General features: G+C 46.7%; 16 protein-coding genes. 5 read left to right on the top strand and 11 right to left on the bottom strand.

Annotated elements, in window-relative coordinates; genetic code table 11:
- Positions 1-3: 3 nt before the first annotated feature.
- The 3 genes from KDD36_08345 to KDD36_08335 are packed head-to-tail and all read right to left on the bottom strand — an operon-like array spanning position 4 to position 3496.
- On the bottom strand, positions 4-1299 hold the full coding sequence (locus tag KDD36_08345; GenBank protein ID MCB0396648.1) for an insulinase family protein: 1296 nt from the start codon (positions 1297-1299) through the stop codon (positions 4-6).
- A complete protein-coding gene (locus tag KDD36_08340; GenBank protein MCB0396647.1) occupies positions 1296-2534 on the bottom strand; it encodes an insulinase family protein in 1239 nt (412 codons plus the stop codon). The genes KDD36_08345 and KDD36_08340 overlap by 4 nt, the downstream gene beginning before the upstream one ends.
- Before the next feature lie 5 nt (positions 2535-2539).
- A complete protein-coding gene (locus KDD36_08335) occupies positions 2540-3496 on the bottom strand; it encodes a nitronate monooxygenase (GenBank protein ID MCB0396646.1) in 957 nt (318 codons plus the stop codon).
- Positions 3497-3624: 128 nt separating this feature from the next.
- Between KDD36_08335 and KDD36_08330 the strand changes: the two genes are divergently transcribed.
- A complete protein-coding gene (locus KDD36_08330; protein ID MCB0396645.1) occupies positions 3625-4608 on the top strand; it encodes a hypothetical protein in 984 nt (327 codons plus the stop codon).
- A 46-nt stretch (positions 4609-4654) separates the two neighbouring features.
- Here the strand turns inward: KDD36_08330 and KDD36_08325 are convergent, their stop codons facing one another.
- Both KDD36_08325 and KDD36_08320 read right to left on the bottom strand, forming a co-directional pair.
- Entirely contained in the window at positions 4655-5413 is a 759-nt protein-coding gene (locus tag KDD36_08325) for a glycosyltransferase (GenBank protein ID MCB0396644.1), read from the bottom strand.
- Between the two features lie 7 nt (positions 5414-5420).
- Positions 5421-7154, bottom strand: a complete 1734-nt coding sequence (locus KDD36_08320) for a hypothetical protein (protein MCB0396643.1) — start codon at positions 7152-7154, stop codon at positions 5421-5423.
- A gap of 111 nt (positions 7155-7265) precedes the next feature.
- On the opposite strand from KDD36_08320, the gene KDD36_08315 reads away from it, so the two are divergent.
- The 3 genes from KDD36_08315 (at position 7266) to KDD36_08305 (ending at position 10650) form a co-directional block, all read left to right on the top strand.
- A complete protein-coding gene (locus KDD36_08315) occupies positions 7266-8198 on the top strand; it encodes an NAD-dependent epimerase/dehydratase family protein (protein MCB0396642.1) in 933 nt (310 codons plus the stop codon).
- 270 nt (positions 8199-8468) lie between these two features.
- Positions 8469-9365, top strand: a complete 897-nt coding sequence (locus tag KDD36_08310; GenBank protein MCB0396641.1) for a hypothetical protein — start codon at positions 8469-8471, stop codon at positions 9363-9365.
- Positions 9366-9387: 22 nt separating this feature from the next.
- The gene (locus KDD36_08305) at positions 9388-10650 is read left to right on the top strand and encodes a hypothetical protein (GenBank protein MCB0396640.1); all 1263 of its coding nucleotides are present in this window, start codon (positions 9388-9390) and stop codon (positions 10648-10650) included.
- A 4-nt stretch (positions 10651-10654) separates the two neighbouring features.
- Here the strand turns inward: KDD36_08305 and KDD36_08300 are convergent, their stop codons facing one another.
- Genes KDD36_08300 through KDD36_08280 form a run of 5 tightly spaced genes read right to left on the bottom strand, consistent with a single transcriptional unit; the run spans position 10655 to position 15452 of the window.
- Complete coding sequence (locus KDD36_08300; GenBank protein MCB0396639.1) at positions 10655-11167, bottom strand: ABC transporter ATPase; 513 nt, start codon at positions 11165-11167, stop codon at positions 10655-10657.
- Positions 11157-11924: a (Fe-S)-binding protein gene (locus tag KDD36_08295; protein MCB0396638.1), complete on the bottom strand. Its 768-nt coding sequence runs from the start codon at positions 11922-11924 to the stop codon at positions 11157-11159. The genes KDD36_08300 and KDD36_08295 overlap by 11 nt, the downstream gene beginning before the upstream one ends.
- A gap of 58 nt (positions 11925-11982) precedes the next feature.
- A complete protein-coding gene (locus tag KDD36_08290; GenBank protein MCB0396637.1) occupies positions 11983-13290 on the bottom strand; it encodes a (Fe-S)-binding protein in 1308 nt (435 codons plus the stop codon).
- Positions 13290-14267, bottom strand: a complete 978-nt coding sequence (locus KDD36_08285; GenBank protein ID MCB0396636.1) for an MCE family protein — start codon at positions 14265-14267, stop codon at positions 13290-13292. The genes KDD36_08290 and KDD36_08285 overlap by 1 nt, the downstream gene beginning before the upstream one ends.
- 21 nt (positions 14268-14288) lie before the next feature.
- Positions 14289-15452 carry an N-acetylmuramoyl-L-alanine amidase gene (locus KDD36_08280; GenBank protein MCB0396635.1) on the bottom strand — a complete coding sequence of 388 codons (1164 nt, stop codon included), beginning with the start codon at positions 15450-15452 and terminating at the stop codon, positions 14289-14291.
- 205 nt (positions 15453-15657) lie between these two features.
- On the opposite strand from KDD36_08280, the gene KDD36_08275 reads away from it, so the two are divergent.
- Positions 15658-18108 (top strand): LPS-assembly protein LptD, encoded by a 2451-nt coding sequence (locus KDD36_08275; protein ID MCB0396634.1) that lies wholly within the window; start codon positions 15658-15660, stop codon positions 18106-18108.
- 677 nt (positions 18109-18785) lie between these two features.
- On the opposite strand, the gene KDD36_08270 is transcribed toward KDD36_08275, so the two are convergent.
- Positions 18786-19174: ABC transporter permease subunit (locus tag KDD36_08270; GenBank protein ID MCB0396633.1), on the bottom strand; the 389-nt coding region annotated here is incomplete at its 5' end.

Here is a 19174-nt window from a genome sequence, read left to right as displayed (position 1 = left end):
TGATCAGCAGCAACCGGCAGGTCCCGCCACAATCTCAACGAAGGCACCTGTGTCCCAATATTTATTGGCCATTGCCAGGATCTCATCCGGTTGCACGGTTTTCACCTTATTCACCAAGTTACTGAAATACGATATATCCAGACCCAGGTTGATCAACCCAAGTTGCACGTCAGCCTGGCTGAACGGGCCGTCTGCACTTCTCATGAGCGAACCCAGTATATAGTTTCTGACAAGACTGAGTTCCTCCTCGGGAACCTCATCGTTCTTTAAACGATTCACTTCTTTGTAAATTTCATCTATGGCCTGCCGGCATACATCGGCGCCAACTTCGGTGGTAATGAAAAAATAACCGGCACCCGGAAGGGACACCAGTCCGGAGCCTATTCCGTATGTAAACCCTTTATCTTCCCTGATATTCGACATTAATCTTGATCCGAAATACCCACCCAGTACCGTATTTGTTACAAAAAGTGCCGGGAAATCTTCATGGGCCCTGTTAATGGATGGCATACCCATGCGAATGGCGGCCTGCACCGTACCGTTAATTACTTCGAGTTTTCTTCCGGGTTTTATTACCTTTTCCTCTGATTTTATTATCGCCTCCGGCATACCAATGCAGGGTATATCTTTCACCACATCATCAATGGCGGCCTCCACCCCATCAGGCCATTGCCCTGCCATCATCACATAGGCTCCACGCTGCATATACACTTCACGTGCGGCCTCCCTAATTCCTTCGGGACTTAACACTTCCAGGTCGTGATCATCTATCACAAATCCATTCAGGTGATCCTTCCCAAGGATACTTTCCTTAAATGCCTTCCTTGACATAAAGGATACTTTTTTGCGGTTCACCATCAACGACTGCCTTTGACTTTGCAGGTATAGATCAAAAGCAGGTTGATTGTATACGCTATTTGTTATGAGATCCTTCACCAGCGGCAGGATCGCAGTGATCTGACTTGACAATGTATACAACGTCACATGTGCCAGATTTCCTTCAACGGATAAACCCAGGTGACTTCCCGAACCATCAAGCTCCAGGGCAATTTGCCTTGAATCCCTGTTTCCCGTTCCATCCCTCATCATGGCATTGGCTGCACGATCAGCCATAAAGCCAGATCTGTTATTGCCACTCAAATGAAATGCCCACTGAATCCGGACCACTTCCTCTATGCCTGCACGCAGCGTCAGCAAAGGCCAACCGTTGGACAGGGTTTGCTTCTTAACATCAGAAAGTCCGATGTCATCCACATTCTTAAATGCCGGAGCTAAAGTTCTGTCAATTACTTCCATCATCCCATTGATTCATAATATAAGACACAGGCTGCTTCTTCTTTGAGCAGGTCATTTGCTTCCGTCCCTATGTCCCGGGGTTTTACACTTTTAATTCTATCAATCTCCCTGTTGATGTCCTCCGCTTCAGACAACCACTCAAAGTATGCCAGTTCCATGGCCCGGTGTGTGATATCCATTTGTCCGAAACGAAAAATAGATTCTGCCTTGGTTTGAACTTTGCGCAGCTCTTCATCAGGCATGGAGGATTTTTGCAGGTCACGGATCACTTCCCAAACTCCTGCTTCTGCATCTTCATGACTGACCCCTTTCACCAGTTTACCTGAAATGGCAAACATTCCTCCGTCGCATTCTCCTGTGGTATACGCCCCTATGTCGGAGAACAGCTTCCTTTTTTGTACCAATTCCGTATAAAACCGGGATGCTTTGCCGGAAGCAAGGATATCACTCAACAAGTCGGCCCGGTAAAACCGCTCCGAATGCCTGGGAGCCATTTTCCAGGCCATGAATACGGCATCCAAGGGTACTTCCCGGGCAATCCGCATGGTTCTCTTTTCTTTTTGTTCAGGCTCAGCCGGTAAACTACGTTGGTAGTCCTCACCATTGGGTATTTCGGCAAACCATTTATTACACAGCACGCGAACTTCCTCCGTTGAAACGGGTCCGGCAACAACCAAAATGGCCTGATTGGGGCGGTAATGTTTAAAGTAGAATGACCTCACTTCATCCAGACTTGCTTCTTCAATATGTGATATCTCTTTGCCTATCGTGGGCCATTGGTAGGGATGCACCTGGTAAACCATTGGTCTCAACATGAGCCAGGCATCGCCATAGGGTTGATTAAGGTATCGTTGTTTGTACTCTTCAATCACCACCTGCTTTTGTATGGCCAGTTTCTCTTCAGAAAAATTCAGGGACATCATCCGGTCTGACTCCAGCCAGAACGCAGTCTCCAGATTCATCATGGGCAGGCTTTCATAATAATTGGTGATATCATTACTGGTAAAAGCGTTATTGGTGCCTCCCGCCATTTCCAGAGGGCGGTCAAAATGAGGTATATTCACCGATCCCTCGAACATCAGATGTTCAAACAAATGTGCAAAGCCGGTTCGCCCGGCAGATTCGTCCCTCGCCCCTACATCATACAAAAGGTTTACCGCAGCGATGGGCGTGGTGTGGTCCGGATGAACCAGAACTTTCATTCCGTTATCAAGGACAAAACGTTCAAATTGAATCATGAAATCTATTTAATGGTTTCTTGCATGGCAGCCACCCTTTTCCGGGCTACCTCATATTCACTTATTATTGATCGCAGTATATCTGCCGCAGGTTTGATGTCATTGATGGTTGCGGCCACCTGACCAATCTCCAATTCACCTTCATCCAGGTCTCCTTCAAACATTCCCCTTTTGGATCTTCTCTTTCCAAGCAACTCCCTTAAGGACTCTATGCTGGCCTGATGCTGATATGCATCCTTTACCTGTGTATAGAACTTGTTCTTTAATAACCTCACCGGCGTGAGTTCTTTTAAGGTCAATTCAGTGTCCCCGTCTCCCGCTTCTACAACAGCCTTTTTAAAATCGGGATGCGCGGATGACTCTTCAGACGCCACAAAGCGACTGCCTACCTGAACACCTTCAGCCCCCAGGGCAAATGCAGCAAGCATCGCTTCTCCGCTTCCGATTCCGCCTGCAGCTATCACCGGCACCTCAATGTGCTTTTTCAACAAAGGTATCAGACACATGGTTGTGGTTTCCTCCCGCCCATTGTGTCCACCGGCTTCAAAACCTTCTCCAACAATGGCATCCACACCTGCTTTTACCGCTTTCTCCGCGAATTTCAGATTGGATACCACATGCACCACCGTTTTACCTTCGCCTTTCAACATCGGGGTATATGTGGCCGGATTTCCGGCAGATGTGAAAATGATGGGAACGTCTTCCTCAAGGATAATTTCCATCAACTGTGGTATCTCCGGGTATAACAAAGGAATATTAACACCAAATGGTTTGGGGGTTGCGGATTTACATTTCCTTATGTGGTCCTGGAGCACGTCCGGATGCATTGAACCGGCTCCGATCAATCCCAATCCTCCGGCATTGCTCACGGCAGAGGCCAGTTCCCAGCCACTACACCAGATCATTCCAGCCTGTATCACCGGAAAATCTATCCCAAATAATTCCGAAACCCTACCTTTAATCATAACCTATTGAAACCCAATTACTGAGATCACGTATAACATGTCCGCGAGAGACACGACATATTAGACCTTAAAGGTAGTAACTTTATAACCAGATTTTTATATTTTTGCTGCGAAACACCAACAAGATGCGCATACTATCTATCCTTTCGTTCGTACTACTTTTTTGCTCAGGAGTACTTGCCCAGCGCCAGTTGGATTTCTCCGGATCCATTGGCATAAGCAATTACCTTGGTGAAATAGGGGGTAAGGAAAAAAACCGGCAAAGCTTTGTCGGAGACATGAAACTGAAAAGCACCCGTTATGTGGTCGGCTTTCATATGCGTTACAGGATGGACCCGGTCTTCGGAATAAGCTTTAACATGATGTACGGTCGCATTGCCGGTGCTGACAGCAACAGCACAAATTTCGGAAGACGTTACAGGAATTTGCATTTCAGAAGTCCTCTGATCGAGGCCTCTACACAACTTGAGTTCACATTCTTCAAATTCAAAAAATACGGTCACAGTTACCTCCTAACAAGAAGTAAAGGACGGACCAGTATCGATGTGAACGCATACTCCTTCATCGGCTTCGGAGGAGTATATTTTAACCCGCAAGCCAACCTTAATGGCATATGGTACAGTCTACAGCCGCTGGGTACCGAGGGACAAGGGGTCGTTGACGGACGCAACAAATACAGCCGGTTCACGATGATTGTCCCAATGGGGCTCGGTTATCACAGTACCATCAACCGGAATCTGAGGATCGGTTTTGAATTGGGTTGGCGGAAAACGTTCACGGATTATCTTGACGACATCAGTACAACATATGTCGATCCATCCCTGCTATCAAAGACAACAGCCGCCCTTGCCAACCGCACTGCGGAAAGAATTGCCATTGACGGCACGGATGACCCCAACACGATGGATTATTATGATGCAGGCGATAAAAGGGGCGACCCCAAACACAACGACAACTATTTCTTTGGTGTGATGAAGGTGGGTTATGCCATGCCTGCAAAAAGAAGACGCTCATCCGGAATGGGTCTAGGAAAGATCTTCGGCGGCAAAGGCAGCAGACGTGGTTACCGTGGAAGAAGCAAATTCAGCAGACCTAAATACAGAAGGTAGAACGAACGGTTTAATAAAAAAAGCCTCCTGATCAGGGAGGCTTTTTTTATGATCTTCTCTTAAGCCATTGTCCCAATTTTCGTAGCGGCTTTAGGTAAAGCGTAACAAAATAAGGGGTCATACCATTTACTTTCCAGGCCATCCTGTCTTCCTGATTGGCCCTCCACCTGTTGTCCATCGTGACATTGCTCTTCCCGCCCACACGCATCTTCACCAGAACTTCAGGAATATACTTCAGGTGTATGCGATAACGGTGAATCAGGCGAAGCATAAATTCGTAGTCCGCCGCTGAGCGGAAGTCAGACCGGTACGGACCATATTTATCTACCAGATGAGTTCTGATAAAAAATGTCGGGTGTGGCGGCATCCAACCATACAGGAATTTTCCCGGAGCATAGTTGCCGGATTTCCAATAACGCACCACATGTTCGGTTCGTTGCTTGTCCACGTATTCAAGATCACCATATATTGCATCCACGTCAGGATTTTCAAACGCTTCCCCTACCCTCCTCAATACCTGATCATCCGCGTAAAAATCATCCGCATGCAACAAGCCGATCACCTCCCCGGTGGCTAGAGCCATTCCTTTATTAACCGCATGATACATGCCCTGATCGGGTTCTGAGATAAATTGCGTTACGTGTGCGCCAAACTGCTCAACAATCTCCCGGGTATTATCTTCCGAAGCACCGTCAATAACAAGATATTCGAGATCAGGATACGCCTGGTTGCCTACAGACTGCAACGTATCCTTCAATGTGTCCGCACTGTTGCGACACACCGTGATGATTGTGATTTTTGGCAACAATGGTTTATCGGCTAACGAGATAATTCTCCAGTACGATCATGTCCATGCTTGTGCGGAGATAGCATTGCAATGCTTCTTCCGGCGTGTTGACAATCGGTTCGTTTTCGTTAAAGGAAGTATTCAGGATGATAGGTACACCGCTCTTCTTATAAAATGCACTGATCAGATGGTGATAGCGTTTGTTATGCACCTTATCCACGGTTTGCAGTCTGCCGGTTCCATCCACATGGGTAACGGCAGGTATCTTCTTCCGCATATCTTCCTTGATGACATACACCTTCTCCATGAATGGAACCTGGTCTGCTCCTTCGAAATACTCATCCTTATATTCAGCAAGAATAGATGGTGCAAAAGGCCTGAATGATTCACGCTTTTTGATCTTGAGGTTCAGAATGTCCTTTGCATCTGCTCTTCTCGGATCGCAAAGTATGGAACGATGCCCCAAAGCACGGGGGCCGAACTCTGCCCGCCCCTGGAACCAACCAACCACACCACCATCCAACAGGCATTCGCTCACCTTGTCATACAGAACATCATCTTCCAGTTTTTCAAAGTTGAGGTTATGCTTTTTAAGGCACGCCTCCACATCTTCATTCCTGAACCGGCTACCGGTCGCTGCAGACCATACCGCTTCCACCCTGGGACTCTTCAGAACCTGATTATGCACATAAAGCGCCGCTCCGAATGACGTCCCCGCATCATGTCCCGCAGGAGGAACATACAATTCGTCAAAAGGGGTTTGTGCGAGTATCTTTCCGTTGGCTACGGAATTCTGTGCTACCCCGCCGGCAAGACATAACTGTTTCAAACCGGTTTTCCGTTGAAGGGCGGTAGCCATATGAAAGATCACCTGTTCAGTTTTTCGTTGCAAGGAGGAAGCCAGGTTCATATGGTGCTGGGTCAACTCATCCTCTCTCTTTCTAGCCGGACCAAAAGCTTTTTCCATCACCTCACTATAGATGGAGCCGATAGAGGGCTCACCCCCTTCCCAGTTCATTTCCACACCTTCCTTCGCATGCCTGAAATAGGACAGGTTCAACTCAAACAGTCCGTTATCCAGCATATGTATCACATCGTCCAGCTGATCCAGGTACTCAGGCTTGCCGTAAGGCGCAAGTCCCATCACCTTGTATTCATCACCATATTTTCCAAAACCAAGGTATTGGGTAAAGGCGGTATACATGATACCAAGTGAATGTGGGTATGAAACGGTATCGTGTACCTCCATCTGATTGCCCGTTCCCGTAGCCGTCATGGTCGATGAAAAATCACCGAAACCATCGATGGACAGAAGTGCAGCTTTCTCAAAGGGAGATGCAAAAAAAGCACTGGCGAGATGAGATCTATGATGTTCTACCTGGTGAAAAACGGCACGAATACCAGACACTTCGGTTTGTGTTGCATTGGCCAGAAGCTGCTGCACAGATGAGACCTTCCCAAGGTTTTGTACCCGGTCAACAATGGCTTTGACTTTTACCCTATTCTTGAGGGTGTGCAAAATTTTCTTCCCTAGGTTGGCTTTCGGATCACGGGAGATAGCCACATGATCCAATTCGGTAACCTGGATACCCGCTTCTGAAAGGCAGAAACGAATGGCTTCTTCCGGAAAGCCAGCCCAGTGTTTAATTCTCTTGATCCGTTCTTCTTCGATGGCTGCCACCACCACGCCGTCTTTGAGGATACATGCGGAAGAATCCGCATGAAATGCGTTGATCCCCAATATATAGGTAGTTTTCATAATGTCGCCAAAATTAGAAAATTATCGAAAAGCTATCCCGATATATCTGGTTTTAGCAGAACTTTATATGTTTGCGTCCGTAGAAAAGGAGCTAACTAAATGAAGTCAGGTATGAAAAAGATTCTTGTAACGGGAGGTGCGGGCTTTATCGGAAGCCATCTTGTAAAACGCTTGGTTAAAGATGGCCACGATGTGGTTGTAACCGACATACTGTTGCGAGGGAATAAGCTTGATCAGGACATTCTTAAGGCGGTACAATTTAGCAGAACTGATGTGAGAGACCTCGATGGGATGAGGGTTGTCGCAAAAAATTGTGATTACATCATACACCTGGCAGCCATTCTAGGCGTGGATGTCGTGGCCGACAATCCTGTAGAGACCATGGAAACAGAATGCCTTGGCACACAGAACGTCGCCCGGGTGGCTATTGAGAACGGCGTAGAAAAGGTAGTTTATGCTTCAACAAGCGGCGTTTATGGTCATTCAGCCATTGAAAAAAGTGTTACCGAAAACATTACACTCGACCCCCGCACCAGTTATGCAATCGCCAAACGCTACAACGAAATATACCTGGCTGCGCTTTATGAAGAAAAAGACCTGAACTCGCTTTCACTTCGCTTCTTTAACGTATACGGTGAAAAGCAGGATACCCGGATGGTTATCCCGCGTTTCATTGAACAAGCGGTGCAGCATAAACCCATTACGGTATTTGGTGATGGGAAGCAAACGCGGGATTTTACCTTTATCGATGATACGGTGGAAGCCATCATCAGGCTTACACAAAAAGTCAAGGGTTGCGAGATATTCAACATTGCCAATGAAGAGGAGATCACCATCGGTGAACTGGCCGTTGAAATCAAAAGTCTTACACAATCTGACTCAGAGATTATTTGCATTAAGGCTCCACAAAAACGCTATGACTTTGAGATTGAACGGCGAATTGGTAGTTCTCAAAAACTTTTAAACGCCGTAGGATATAAGCCTGAGACCGTAATCACAGAAGGCCTGGAGCGCATTTTGGGCACTTCGGTAAAGGTGTATTAATCTCTATATTACCTATTTTCCTTATTCCCTCATACTAATACCCTGTTGTTGACGATCCAAACGACCACATTGTAATCGTCAATTCACATCATACCCTTCCTTTCTGTGACTTCGTTGACCTGAAAAAAATCAAAATTCACTACCTTTGGTTTATTCTGGTCCAACAATGTGCAGCCATGTCCAGATTTTATTGAGCATTTCGGAGTAAATTTTTCACGCTTAAGTACTCATCGCATTTAACGCATGCACAAACAATTTATATTTTATATGATGAAAAAGGCATTGATCCTTCTTTTTACTGTCCTGTTCAGCACCACCTTAATCATGGCTGATACGAATGAAGGCTCTTCCGTAAGAGTTACTTTCTCCTTCGAACCAAACCTTATCGACCCGGGTGATGTATTTATCATCAATGTAAATGTGATCAAAGGCGAGCTGGAAACAAAAGGCAAGATCACTGCGATACTACCCGATGGTTTTGAAGCTGCCGAACTGGAGTCCGAGGGAGGAACCTTTTCCTTCAATGAAAGAATAGTGACCATCAGCTGGAAGAACATGCCGGTCCCTGAAGAATTCACGGTCTCATTCGAAGTACAATCCGACACCAGCACAAGTGGCTCGTATTCCATTTCCGGAAGATTCGGTTATGTACAGGATGATCAGAACAAGGTCATCAATATACCTACGGAGCGTCTGCTTGTGGGGAAAGAACTCGCCGGTGGAACAGTGATTACAGTTAAGGGGGAAGGCGATGAGAAAAAGATTCGCACTTATACCTCTGAGCAATCGCAGGAACTAACCTCCACCGTGTCCGCGGCGGAGATCAGGGAGGTAAGTGGCGTGGACCTCACAGAAGGCGAAGGCGACCCCGCACCTCCGGAACCCGAAAAACCCAAGGTTTACTACCGACTTCAGATATTCACAGACACCAAGGAAGTGGATACCGAAAAGTACAAGAAAAAGTACAAGATGGAAGAGGATATTCATGTCATTAAAGACAGAACCAAATACATCTATGCCATAGGCGAATTCCAGAATTATAAAGAAGCCAATGCATTTAAAAGGGAAATGACCGGAAAGAAATTTGTGAAGACCGCACTTGTTGTAGGTGACCAGAATGGAAATTATATGTCGGCAAGTAAAATCAAAAAGATTCTGGGTGAGTAATAATTAATGTGCCTCCGTAACCATGAAAGCAAGATCCCATATTTTCATTTTGTTGATTGCATCCTGCCTGTTCACAACAGGATTACAGGCCCAGGACGCTGTGACCGTAAGTCAGAAATTTGTACCGGATCATGTGAAATCAGGAACCCCGGTTACCGTAGAAATAACTGTCAACAAGGGGAACATCGGAGGGATCGGAAAGATTCAGCAGATTCTCCCAAAAGGATTTGTTGCAAAGCCTATTGACCTTCAGCAGGGAACTTTTACTCAGGAAGATCGGGTTATGAAGATCATATGGCTTGCGCTTCCACAGACCCCGAAATTTGTAGTGAAATATGAATTGTCGACCAATGATGCAGAAGGTGGCTCCACTTCCCTGGGAGGCAAATTCTCCTATATGCTGAATGCGGAAAAAAAGAACATCGACATTCCTACACAACGGGTGCTTATTGAAACCGATGAAACCAAGGTAAATGTTCTGAACATCAGCGGCGAGGGAGATAGCAAAGAAGCAAGAACGCTGGTCCTGGACAATAAACCATCTTCCGGTAAGACCCCGGCATCGGATTCGACACCTGTAGTGGAAAATACTCAGGAAGAGAATACCGACGACCTGACATCAGCTTCGGCGGAACAGGCAAAAGAAGAAGCAAAAAGAATCGAAGAGGAAAAAGCTGCCGAGAAAAAGAAGGAAGAGGAGAAACAGGCCAGACTAAAAGAAGCCGAAGAGAAAAAAGCCAGGGAAGAAAAGGCCAGAAAAGCCGAAGAGGAAGCGAATGCCAAAGCAAAGCAGGAAGCTGAAAACAAGGCGAAAGCCGCCGAAGAAGCCCGCTTAAAGGCAGAAAAAGAAGCTGCAGACAAGAAGGCTAAAGAGGAAGAAGAGGCTAAAAAAGTTGCCGAAGTGCAGGCCATGAAAGTAGAAGAGCCTAAGGCTACGGAAGCTGCCCCACCTCAAAAAACAGAAGCTGTTCCTGAAAAGCCCACCCCACCTGCTTCAGACAAAGCACATGAGGTTGTTTTCAGGGTGCAAATCGGTGCGGCACAATCTAAAGTTCCTGTGTCTGTATTCGAGAACAAGTACAACCTGAAGGACGAAAAGATCTATGTGGATTATGTCAACGGATGGTATAAATACTCGGTGGGTGACTATTCCAAAGCGACCCAGGCTTCATTCAAAAGAAAAATTCTTGTAGATAAGAATGGTGTCAAGGGTGCGTTTATTATCGCATTTGACAAGGGAAAATATATTCCTGTTACCGACGCTAAAAAACTGGCCGGAGGATAGAAGGTCAGGACTGAACCTGTTTTACACCAGCAAATCTGGCATGCCAGCTTTTACCCAGAGGCACCTTCCACTGTTGTTCGAATTCCTGTCGCGTCTGCACCAAATTGTTAAAAACCACCGTGTCTTCATTCAGCAGACCGGAATCAAATGCCTGTTTGATATCATCCAGTGAGGTGGTCTCCACTTCTCCGCTACCGGCCATATAAGCCACCATCCTGCGATCCAGAAAGTCATTATTAAGTTCCGTACCCAAGGCATTCACCCTGGCCGTCAGTTTATCGATTGAACATCCTGAAGCATTGGCGTGTCCTTCATCAAGCAACACAACAACAAAACGATGATACACCACGGCCACCTTCGCAAGCAATTCCGCACCATGCGCCGCCCATCCGGAAAGAAAATCCTGCATATCGGAACGTACAAAATCCGCTTCCGTCGGGCTTAGTTTTCTTTGTGCCTGAAACACCCATACCCTCGCATCCAGGGGCATTTCCATATGCCGGATATCAGAGTCCATTGTTTTCTGCGATTAATTCGGCAAGATCATAAACCTTCACCTCATCCTCTTTATTGAAATGTTTGGTTCCATCCTCCATCATCGTCATGCAAAACGGACATCCCGTAGCGATGATACCACATCCGGTTCCCAACGCTTCTTCCGTCCGTTCAACATTCACTTCCTTATCTCCCTTTTCAGCCTCCTTGAACATTTGTGCTCCACCCGCCCCACAACACAGACCACGGCTTTTACTGCGTTTCATTTCAACCAGATCCGCATCCAGTTTTTCCAACACCTGCCTGGGGGCCTCATAAATTCCGTTGCCGCGACCCAGGTAACACGAATCATGGAAGGTGATCCTTTTCCCTTTGAAAGGTTTGCCGTCTGCCACTGTTACTTTACCTTCATCGATCAGTTGCTGTAAAAAGGTTGAATGGTGAATAACCTCATAGTTGCCTCCCAGATCCGGGTATTCATTCTTCAGGGTATTAAAACAATGTGGGCATGCGGTAACGATCTTCTTCACCTGATATCCGTTCAACACTTCAATATTTCCCAGTGCCTGCATCTGGAAGAGAAATTCGTTTCCTGCACGTCGCGCAGGATCTCCGGTGCAACTTTCTTCGGTTCCCAACACAGCATACTTCACCCCTACCGAATCCAATATCTTTACGAATGCCCTGGTGACTTTCTTATACCGGTCATCAAATGCCCCGGCACATCCCACCCAGAAAAGGACATCTACCTGTTCACCGGCAGCAGTCACTTCAGCCATTGTAGGCACTTTCACGGTACGCTGACCTTGCGCTGATTGATCCTGTTCGTTCATGAGCTTATGCAGGTTTAACGGTAATGTCTTCGGCCCACTTCATTCTGTCAGATTGCGAGAACTGCCAGGGAGCACCATTATTCTCAATATTATTGAACATGCTTACCAATGCTTCCGGAGCGGATGAATCCTCCATGACCAGGCTGCGACGCATGTCCATGATCAGAGAAACATGATCGATATTCACCGGACACTCCTGAACGCAGGCGTTGCATGTGGTGCAGGCCCATAGCTCCTCGGTGCTGATATAATCTCCTACCAGGGATTTACCATCGGAATAGGACGCATCCTTAATCAGTCCGGGGCCCTTATCATTCATTCTATGCCTAAGGTCCACAAATATCTTCCGGGGAGAAAGCAATTTCCCGGTGGTATTTGCGGGACATACCGATGTGCATCTGCCACATTGGGTACAAGTGAGTGCATCGGCGTAATTCTTCCACGATACATCTTCGACATCTTTCACTCCAAACCTTGGTACTACGGCCACTTCGCCTTCGGGTGGATTGGCAAAGGCGGTGTTCGGATCCATCATGGCCTTAACTTCCTTTGTTACACTCTCCATGTTGGCGATCTTGGTATAGGGCTCAAGCCGGCTCATGAATACGTTGGGCACAGACATGAACACATGAAAATGCTTGGAGTATGGCAGTACATTAGCAAACACCAGGACGAGGCAAATATGCGTCCACCAGTTGATCTCGTGGAATGCATGAGCACCTGAATCGGGGATCAGGTATTGTAGCTGCGATGCGACCGGATACATACCAACCATATTTCCCGCATGTGTCTTCACATAACCGATGTTCATACCCAGGAGGGAAACCATCAGCAGAAGGATCAGCATCAGGGCGATCGTGGCATCGATATTGGCGCCGGGTGTCATTTCCACGCCCCGGAAGCGTTTCACCCTCATCACATACCTGCGAAACAGGAATGCCAGACAGGCAAATACGATAAACGCGGCGAACACATCACCGGAAGCCATGATCACATCGTACAACGGCCCGATGAGAGCACCCAGAAACCGCTCTGTACCTGCCAGGCCATCCACCATCATTTCCGCCGTGCCCAGGGTGATCACGATAAAGCCCCACCATACCAATGCATGAAGCAAACCGATGCCGGGCCTTCTTAAAATTTTCGTTTGTCCGAAAGCAACCATCAGGGTAAGCCGCATGCGTTCACCAATGCGATCGATCGGAAATGAGGGACGGGTGAGTTTAAAAAACCGGCGCAACCTCATACAGGTAAAGCCGAAAACACCACCGGCCACCAAAAAGACAATAATGAATACCAGTTGCTTAGACATCAGTTCTTTTTGATGTTTGGATTGTTCTTTTTACCTAATGGATAAAAATAAGTCCTGGGATGCTCCTCCATATCCTTGATCAGTTTGTCCAGTGATTTTGATGCATTGGTCAGCTGATCATACAGGTCCGGATCCTGAAGCAATTTACCCGCTGTTCCTTCCCCGCTGTTGATCTTATCCAGGATTGTTGTCAGCTTGGACATGGACGTATTCAGTTCTTTAACCGTGCCGGAGATATTTGCCTTGGCCAGTTCACTGCTGATGTTCGAGAAATTCTTAATGGCGTTATCGAGCTCTCCGTTGTTGTTCTTGATATTGCTTGTGATGCTCTCCAGGTTGCTGGATATCTTCGCAAAGTTGCCTGTCTGCCCTGAAAGAAGTACTTCGAGTTGCCCTGAAGTCTTCTCAAAATTCTTGATGGTATTTTTGATGCGGACAAAGCTTTCCTTGATACTTTCGCTGGTACCTTCATTAAAGATGAACTGAACAACGGCGAGTACCGAGTCCAGGGAAACCATCAGGTTGTTTGCCCGTTCCTGCAATGGTGCAATGGTCTTGGACACGGATGTTGAGAGGCTCTCCTCCACTTCTGCACCAAGGGTATCACCCGGTGCGAGAAAATTCTGAGACCTTCCGAGGATAAGGTTAATGACCTTATCTCCCATCAGATTGGCACTCGTGATCCTCGCTTTGGAATCCCCTGGAATGGAGAATGCATCTTCATCTATGGTGAATGCCACCAGGATATTTGCCTGCTGTCCGTTAATGAACCGGATGTATTTGACCTGGCCAACCTTCAGTCCGTTTACCAGCACCGGATTGGCCTCTCCAAGTCCGTCCACACGGTCGTACTTAGCGAAATACACCGTATTGCTTTGGAAAATATTGGTGCCTTTTAAAAACTTGAATCCCCAAACGAACAATACAATGCCCGTCAGCACCACGATACCGATCTTAAATTCCCTATTTATTTTCACCTGAATAATTTGGTTGCATAATTACTTACCGGCTTCTGCCAGTGCATCCCGCAAAGGGATCTTTTGCCCGTCACGGAAGGCAACAATGAACGCATCTGTAAAACCCATGGCCCTGATATCACTCTGAAGTGTTGTCGCCTCAGAGAAAGTTTTGGCACTACCTGCTGCATACTTATAAATTCCCTGATCCTGGTATTCTTTTAAGCTGCTTAAGTTTTTAAATGACGGATCATTCATCTCTATCCTGTTGGCCGAAGATACGACTTGTACTTTAAATACCACACCTGCTTCTTCCTCTCCCGGTCTTGCGTTCACTTTTACATCATGCGAGGCTGTGTTACCTTGTTCATCCGGTGATTGTTTGGTCGGCTGGGTATTTTCCGGGGTCCGTTCAACAACGGTACCTGTGGATTTGGATTCCATCTCTTTTTTGTATTCGCTGAAAGCATTGAACAACCCGGCAGCTACTTTTGCCTGCCCTTCCGCAGATGTCAGAAACGCTTCTTCCGATGGATTGGTCAGAAAACCTGATTCGATAAGAACGCTTGGCATCGTGGTCTTATATAACACCAGAAAACCCGCCTGCTTCACGCCACGATCTTTCATCTTTGCTTTGTTCTTGTATTGGGACTGAATCTTAGTCGCCAGACTCAGGCTTTGTTCAAGATGGGCGCTTTGAAAAAGTTCAAGAATGGTACTTCCTTCGGGTGATTTGGGATCATAGCCGTCATACTGTTCCTGATAATCATCCTCCAGAAGGATGGATGCATTCTCCCTTTTGGCTACTTCAAGGTTCGCTGCGCTTTTATGCAAACCCATTACATAGGTCTCCGACCCATATGCCGCTGCAGGTCCTGAATTCAGGTGAATACAGATAAAAAGATCCGCTTTATTCTCATTCGCAATCGCCGCCCTTTTATGAAGTTCGATGAACTTATCTTCCTTTCTCGTGTATATCACCTTCACCTCAGGAAATTGTTCTTCGATATGTTTGCCGAGTTTCAGGGCAAGAGATAATGCAACATCCTTTTCCAGAGCGCCTGCGCCGGAACATCCCGGATCATGTCCGCCGTGTCCGGCATCAATCACCACTGTTCTGATCTTATACCCTTCTACCGGTTTTGGCACAAAAGATGTTAGCACTGTCAACACCGGCACTATCAATATGACCAACAGTTTTTTCATCGGAACAGGTTATTCAGAGGGCAAGTTATGGATGATTGTATGCGTTGCATAGCCATAGATCAACTATTTTTACACACCCGAAAGTTAGTTTCGGCCTTTTATCTAACTTAAAAATATCAACATTCGTTTGCTTCAGGTCCGATCCATCATACAATTCCTAAACATCCTCATCCTGTGTTTCTGCCCGTTATACGGCATTTCGCAAGTGTCGGATTCAACGATGGCTCAGACCGCAGACACAATCATAACGCAAAAACAAGGCCAGAATGATGCATTGAAATCACCGGTGCATTACACCGCTACGGATTCCATTCGGTTCGATGTGGCTGAAAAACTGGTTTACCTGTATGGCTCCGCCGAAATACAATATGAAACCACGACATTAAAGGCACCCTATATTGTCATCGACTGGAACACCAATACCCTTTCCGCAGAAACCAGACCTGACTCCACCGGCAAACCGATCAAGCCTGTATTTAAAGATGATGGAGAAGAATTTACTGCCTCAGGCATCAGGTATAATTTCAAATCAAAAAAAGGGAAGATCCTGGAGGTGATAACACGCGAAGGAGATGGATATGTGCACGGCGAACAGGTCAAAAAAGACACCAGCAATGTTTATTATATCAGAGGCGGAGATTACACGACCTGCGATCACGAAGATCCTCATTTCTCTCTTCATGCATCAAAACTCAAGGTGATACCCAATGATAAGATCATTACCGGGCCTGCATATCTGGTTATCGAGCATGTTCCCACACCACTGGCCCTTCCGTTCGGGTACTTCCCCAACAAACAAGGCAAAAGGTCCGGCATTCTTCTGCCAACCTATGGCGAATCCAAAGGGTTGGGTTTTTTCTTAAAAGATGGCGGGTACTATTTTGCACTCGGAAAATATATGGACCTCCAGGTTCGCGGTGATTTTTACTCACGTGGCAGCTGGGGAGCGCGCACCTCCAGTTCATACCGAAAACGCTATCGTTTCAGCGGCCGTGTGGATTTAGGCTATTCATACCTCAAGTTCAGCGACCCGGAATTCCCTGACTACTCTTTAAGAAAAGATTTCTTTATCCGTTGGAGCCACCAGCAAGACCCGAAAGCCCGTCCCCTCAGCCGTTTTTCGGCCAATGTGAACATCAACAGCGGAACGTATTTCCGGAATAACTCCTACAACGCCAATGATGTTCTTTCCAACGAATTTATGTCCAGCATCGGTTACAGCAAATCATGGAACCAAAGCCCTTTTAACTTTTCCATGAACCTCAAACACCGTCAAAATACGCAAACAAAAGTGGTGAACCTGAGTCTTCCGGACATGTCATTTTCTATGAACCGGCTCAACCTCAAGTCGCGGACTCCGGGAAAGAAACGATGGTATGAGAGCATAGGCATCAGTTATAACATGAATTTCAAAAACGACGTGCAGACATACGACTCATTGATGTTCAGTCCATCTGCATTTGACAATATTCGCCTCGGCGTCCGTCACAGTATTCCGATCAGCGCCTCCTTCCGCATCGGATATGTGACCATTTCTCCTTCCCTAACATCAAACATGCGCTGGTATCATCAGATCACCCGAAAAACATACGATCCGGATACCAGGACGGTCACTTCGGAAACCATCAATGATTTGTCCGCTCCCTGGGATTACACGGCCAACGCTTCGATGACGACAAAGATTTACGGCATCAAAGAATTCCGCGAAAAGAATTACATCAGGGCAATACGTCATGTCGTAACTCCTGCCCTGAATTTTAGCATACGACCCGATTTCGGTGACAGTCGATATGGTTATTATGATGAAGTACAAATTGACTCAACAGGCAGAACACAGGTTTACTCGCTCTACGAGCAGGGTATTTTCGGTGGACCGCCTAACGGTAAGTCGGGATTGCTTAGCCTGGGTATCCAGAACAACCTTGAAATGAAGGTACGCCCCGCAACAGGAGACACGACCGGCACTCCCAGAAAAATAAAACTGATCGAGAATCTGGCGATTGGAACCGGCTACGACCTCGCCAAAGACAGCCTGCAATGGTCGCGCATTGCCATGAGCGCACGTACAAGCATATTCAAAAATGTGAACCTTACCTTCAATAGTGTTTATGACCCTTATGTCATCGACACCATCGGCCGCAACCTGAACCGCCTGGAGGTAAATGAGAACGGGCGATTAGGACGGCTGGTTAATTTTAATACCGGCCTGAATTTCGGTCTGGCCCATCACAGCCGTGAAGAAAGAAATAAGAATACCACCAACCGTGGCACCGAAGAAGAACGCGAACAGGTATACAGGAACAGGGATGGCTATATCGACTTTTCCATGCCCTGGAGCATGAATGTATCCTATAACCTCACCTATAGCAAGCCTGTCTCGGAAGCGCTGATCACCCAATCCCTTGGACTGACCGGAGACCTGAAGATCACCAGCCAGTGGAAGACCGGCTTCAGCACGGGGTATGACTTCAAGAACAATCAGTTTACCTATACTTCCGTCAGTGTATACCGCGACCTGCATTGCTGGGACATGAGTTTCACCTGGATACCTTTCGGATTCCGTCAATCCTACAACCTGACGATCAAGGTAAAATCCGCGGTCCTGCAGGATCTTAAACTGACCCGCAGAAGAGACTGGTACGATCAGCAGTATTGAGCATACAGCAACAGCATACAGTTTGGTACCGTAAGCTTCCGAACTCCAAATTGTTTATCACGATTGCTATTGCTAACACTGTATGCTGCTGCGGTACGTTGGGTGCTGACCCTCTAACATCGTCACCGCACTGGCCTTCATCAGAGATCAGGGCGGTGTATATTTCCTGGGCATACCTCCGGAAAAATACGTTGCCCAACTCAACCGGAGGCGGGTATCCCGGTATCGCAACCAGAACTTCGACCGATATTTCGGAAATGTTATTACTTCAATCATCAAACCCCTGCCGACACATTTCAGTTAACAATCAACCTGCAACACAGAGCGAATGACTTTGCCACGAACCTCCCTAACAGCGCAATCAACGGGCTTACCCCCTGGAAGCTTACACCGGAACGGGTCCTGATTTAAGGGATTTCCACGCACATAAGGTGGCTGCAAGACAAAGAAGAATGAAAATGAACAGCAAATACAATTGTGGAAAATGTCCTTTCTCTGAATAATGCCAGCCAAAGGTTCAGACCGGTTCTGTTTTATCAAAAAGCCTGGTGAGACCTGCCGGTGACATACCGGTCCATCTGTTCTTGCAGAACGCTTGTCCAGCAATAATTTTCAAGGGATAGTTGCTTAAAACCAACACATTTTAATTGAAAGCAAATGGATGCTGCAACGGAAGTCTAAAGGTCTTTTCTGCGGAAATTGAATATTGATTTCAGATAAGCCAATGCCGACCATACTAATAAGGCTGTAAAGGAGATAATCAAACCTGCTTTGCTTCCGAAAAAGTCACTGAAGATCGCTCCTGATAACCCGAGCAAGGCAGAGGCATCGGTTTGCATAATGACAGCTATCCTGGCAATATCGAGCGGATTCAGGAATGATAGGATGAGGATCAGTTTTTCGATGGGATATTCACTGAATCGAAACATGAGAAATAACAGGATCCCATCAAATAAAAACGCGAAAAATGCCCATAAGATTAAAGTAATACCCATTCCTTTTACACGGTCATGTTGAGCCGTGCATATCCATAAGGAAATCGCTGTAAAAATACCGGTAAGAAACA

It is taken from the genome of Flavobacteriales bacterium (assembly GCA_020435415.1).
Lineage (GTDB): Bacteria > Bacteroidota > Bacteroidia > JACJYZ01 > JACJYZ01 > JACJYZ01.
Note: the sequence above shows the minus strand (reverse complement) of the source record. Positions and strands in the feature narration are given on the sequence as shown.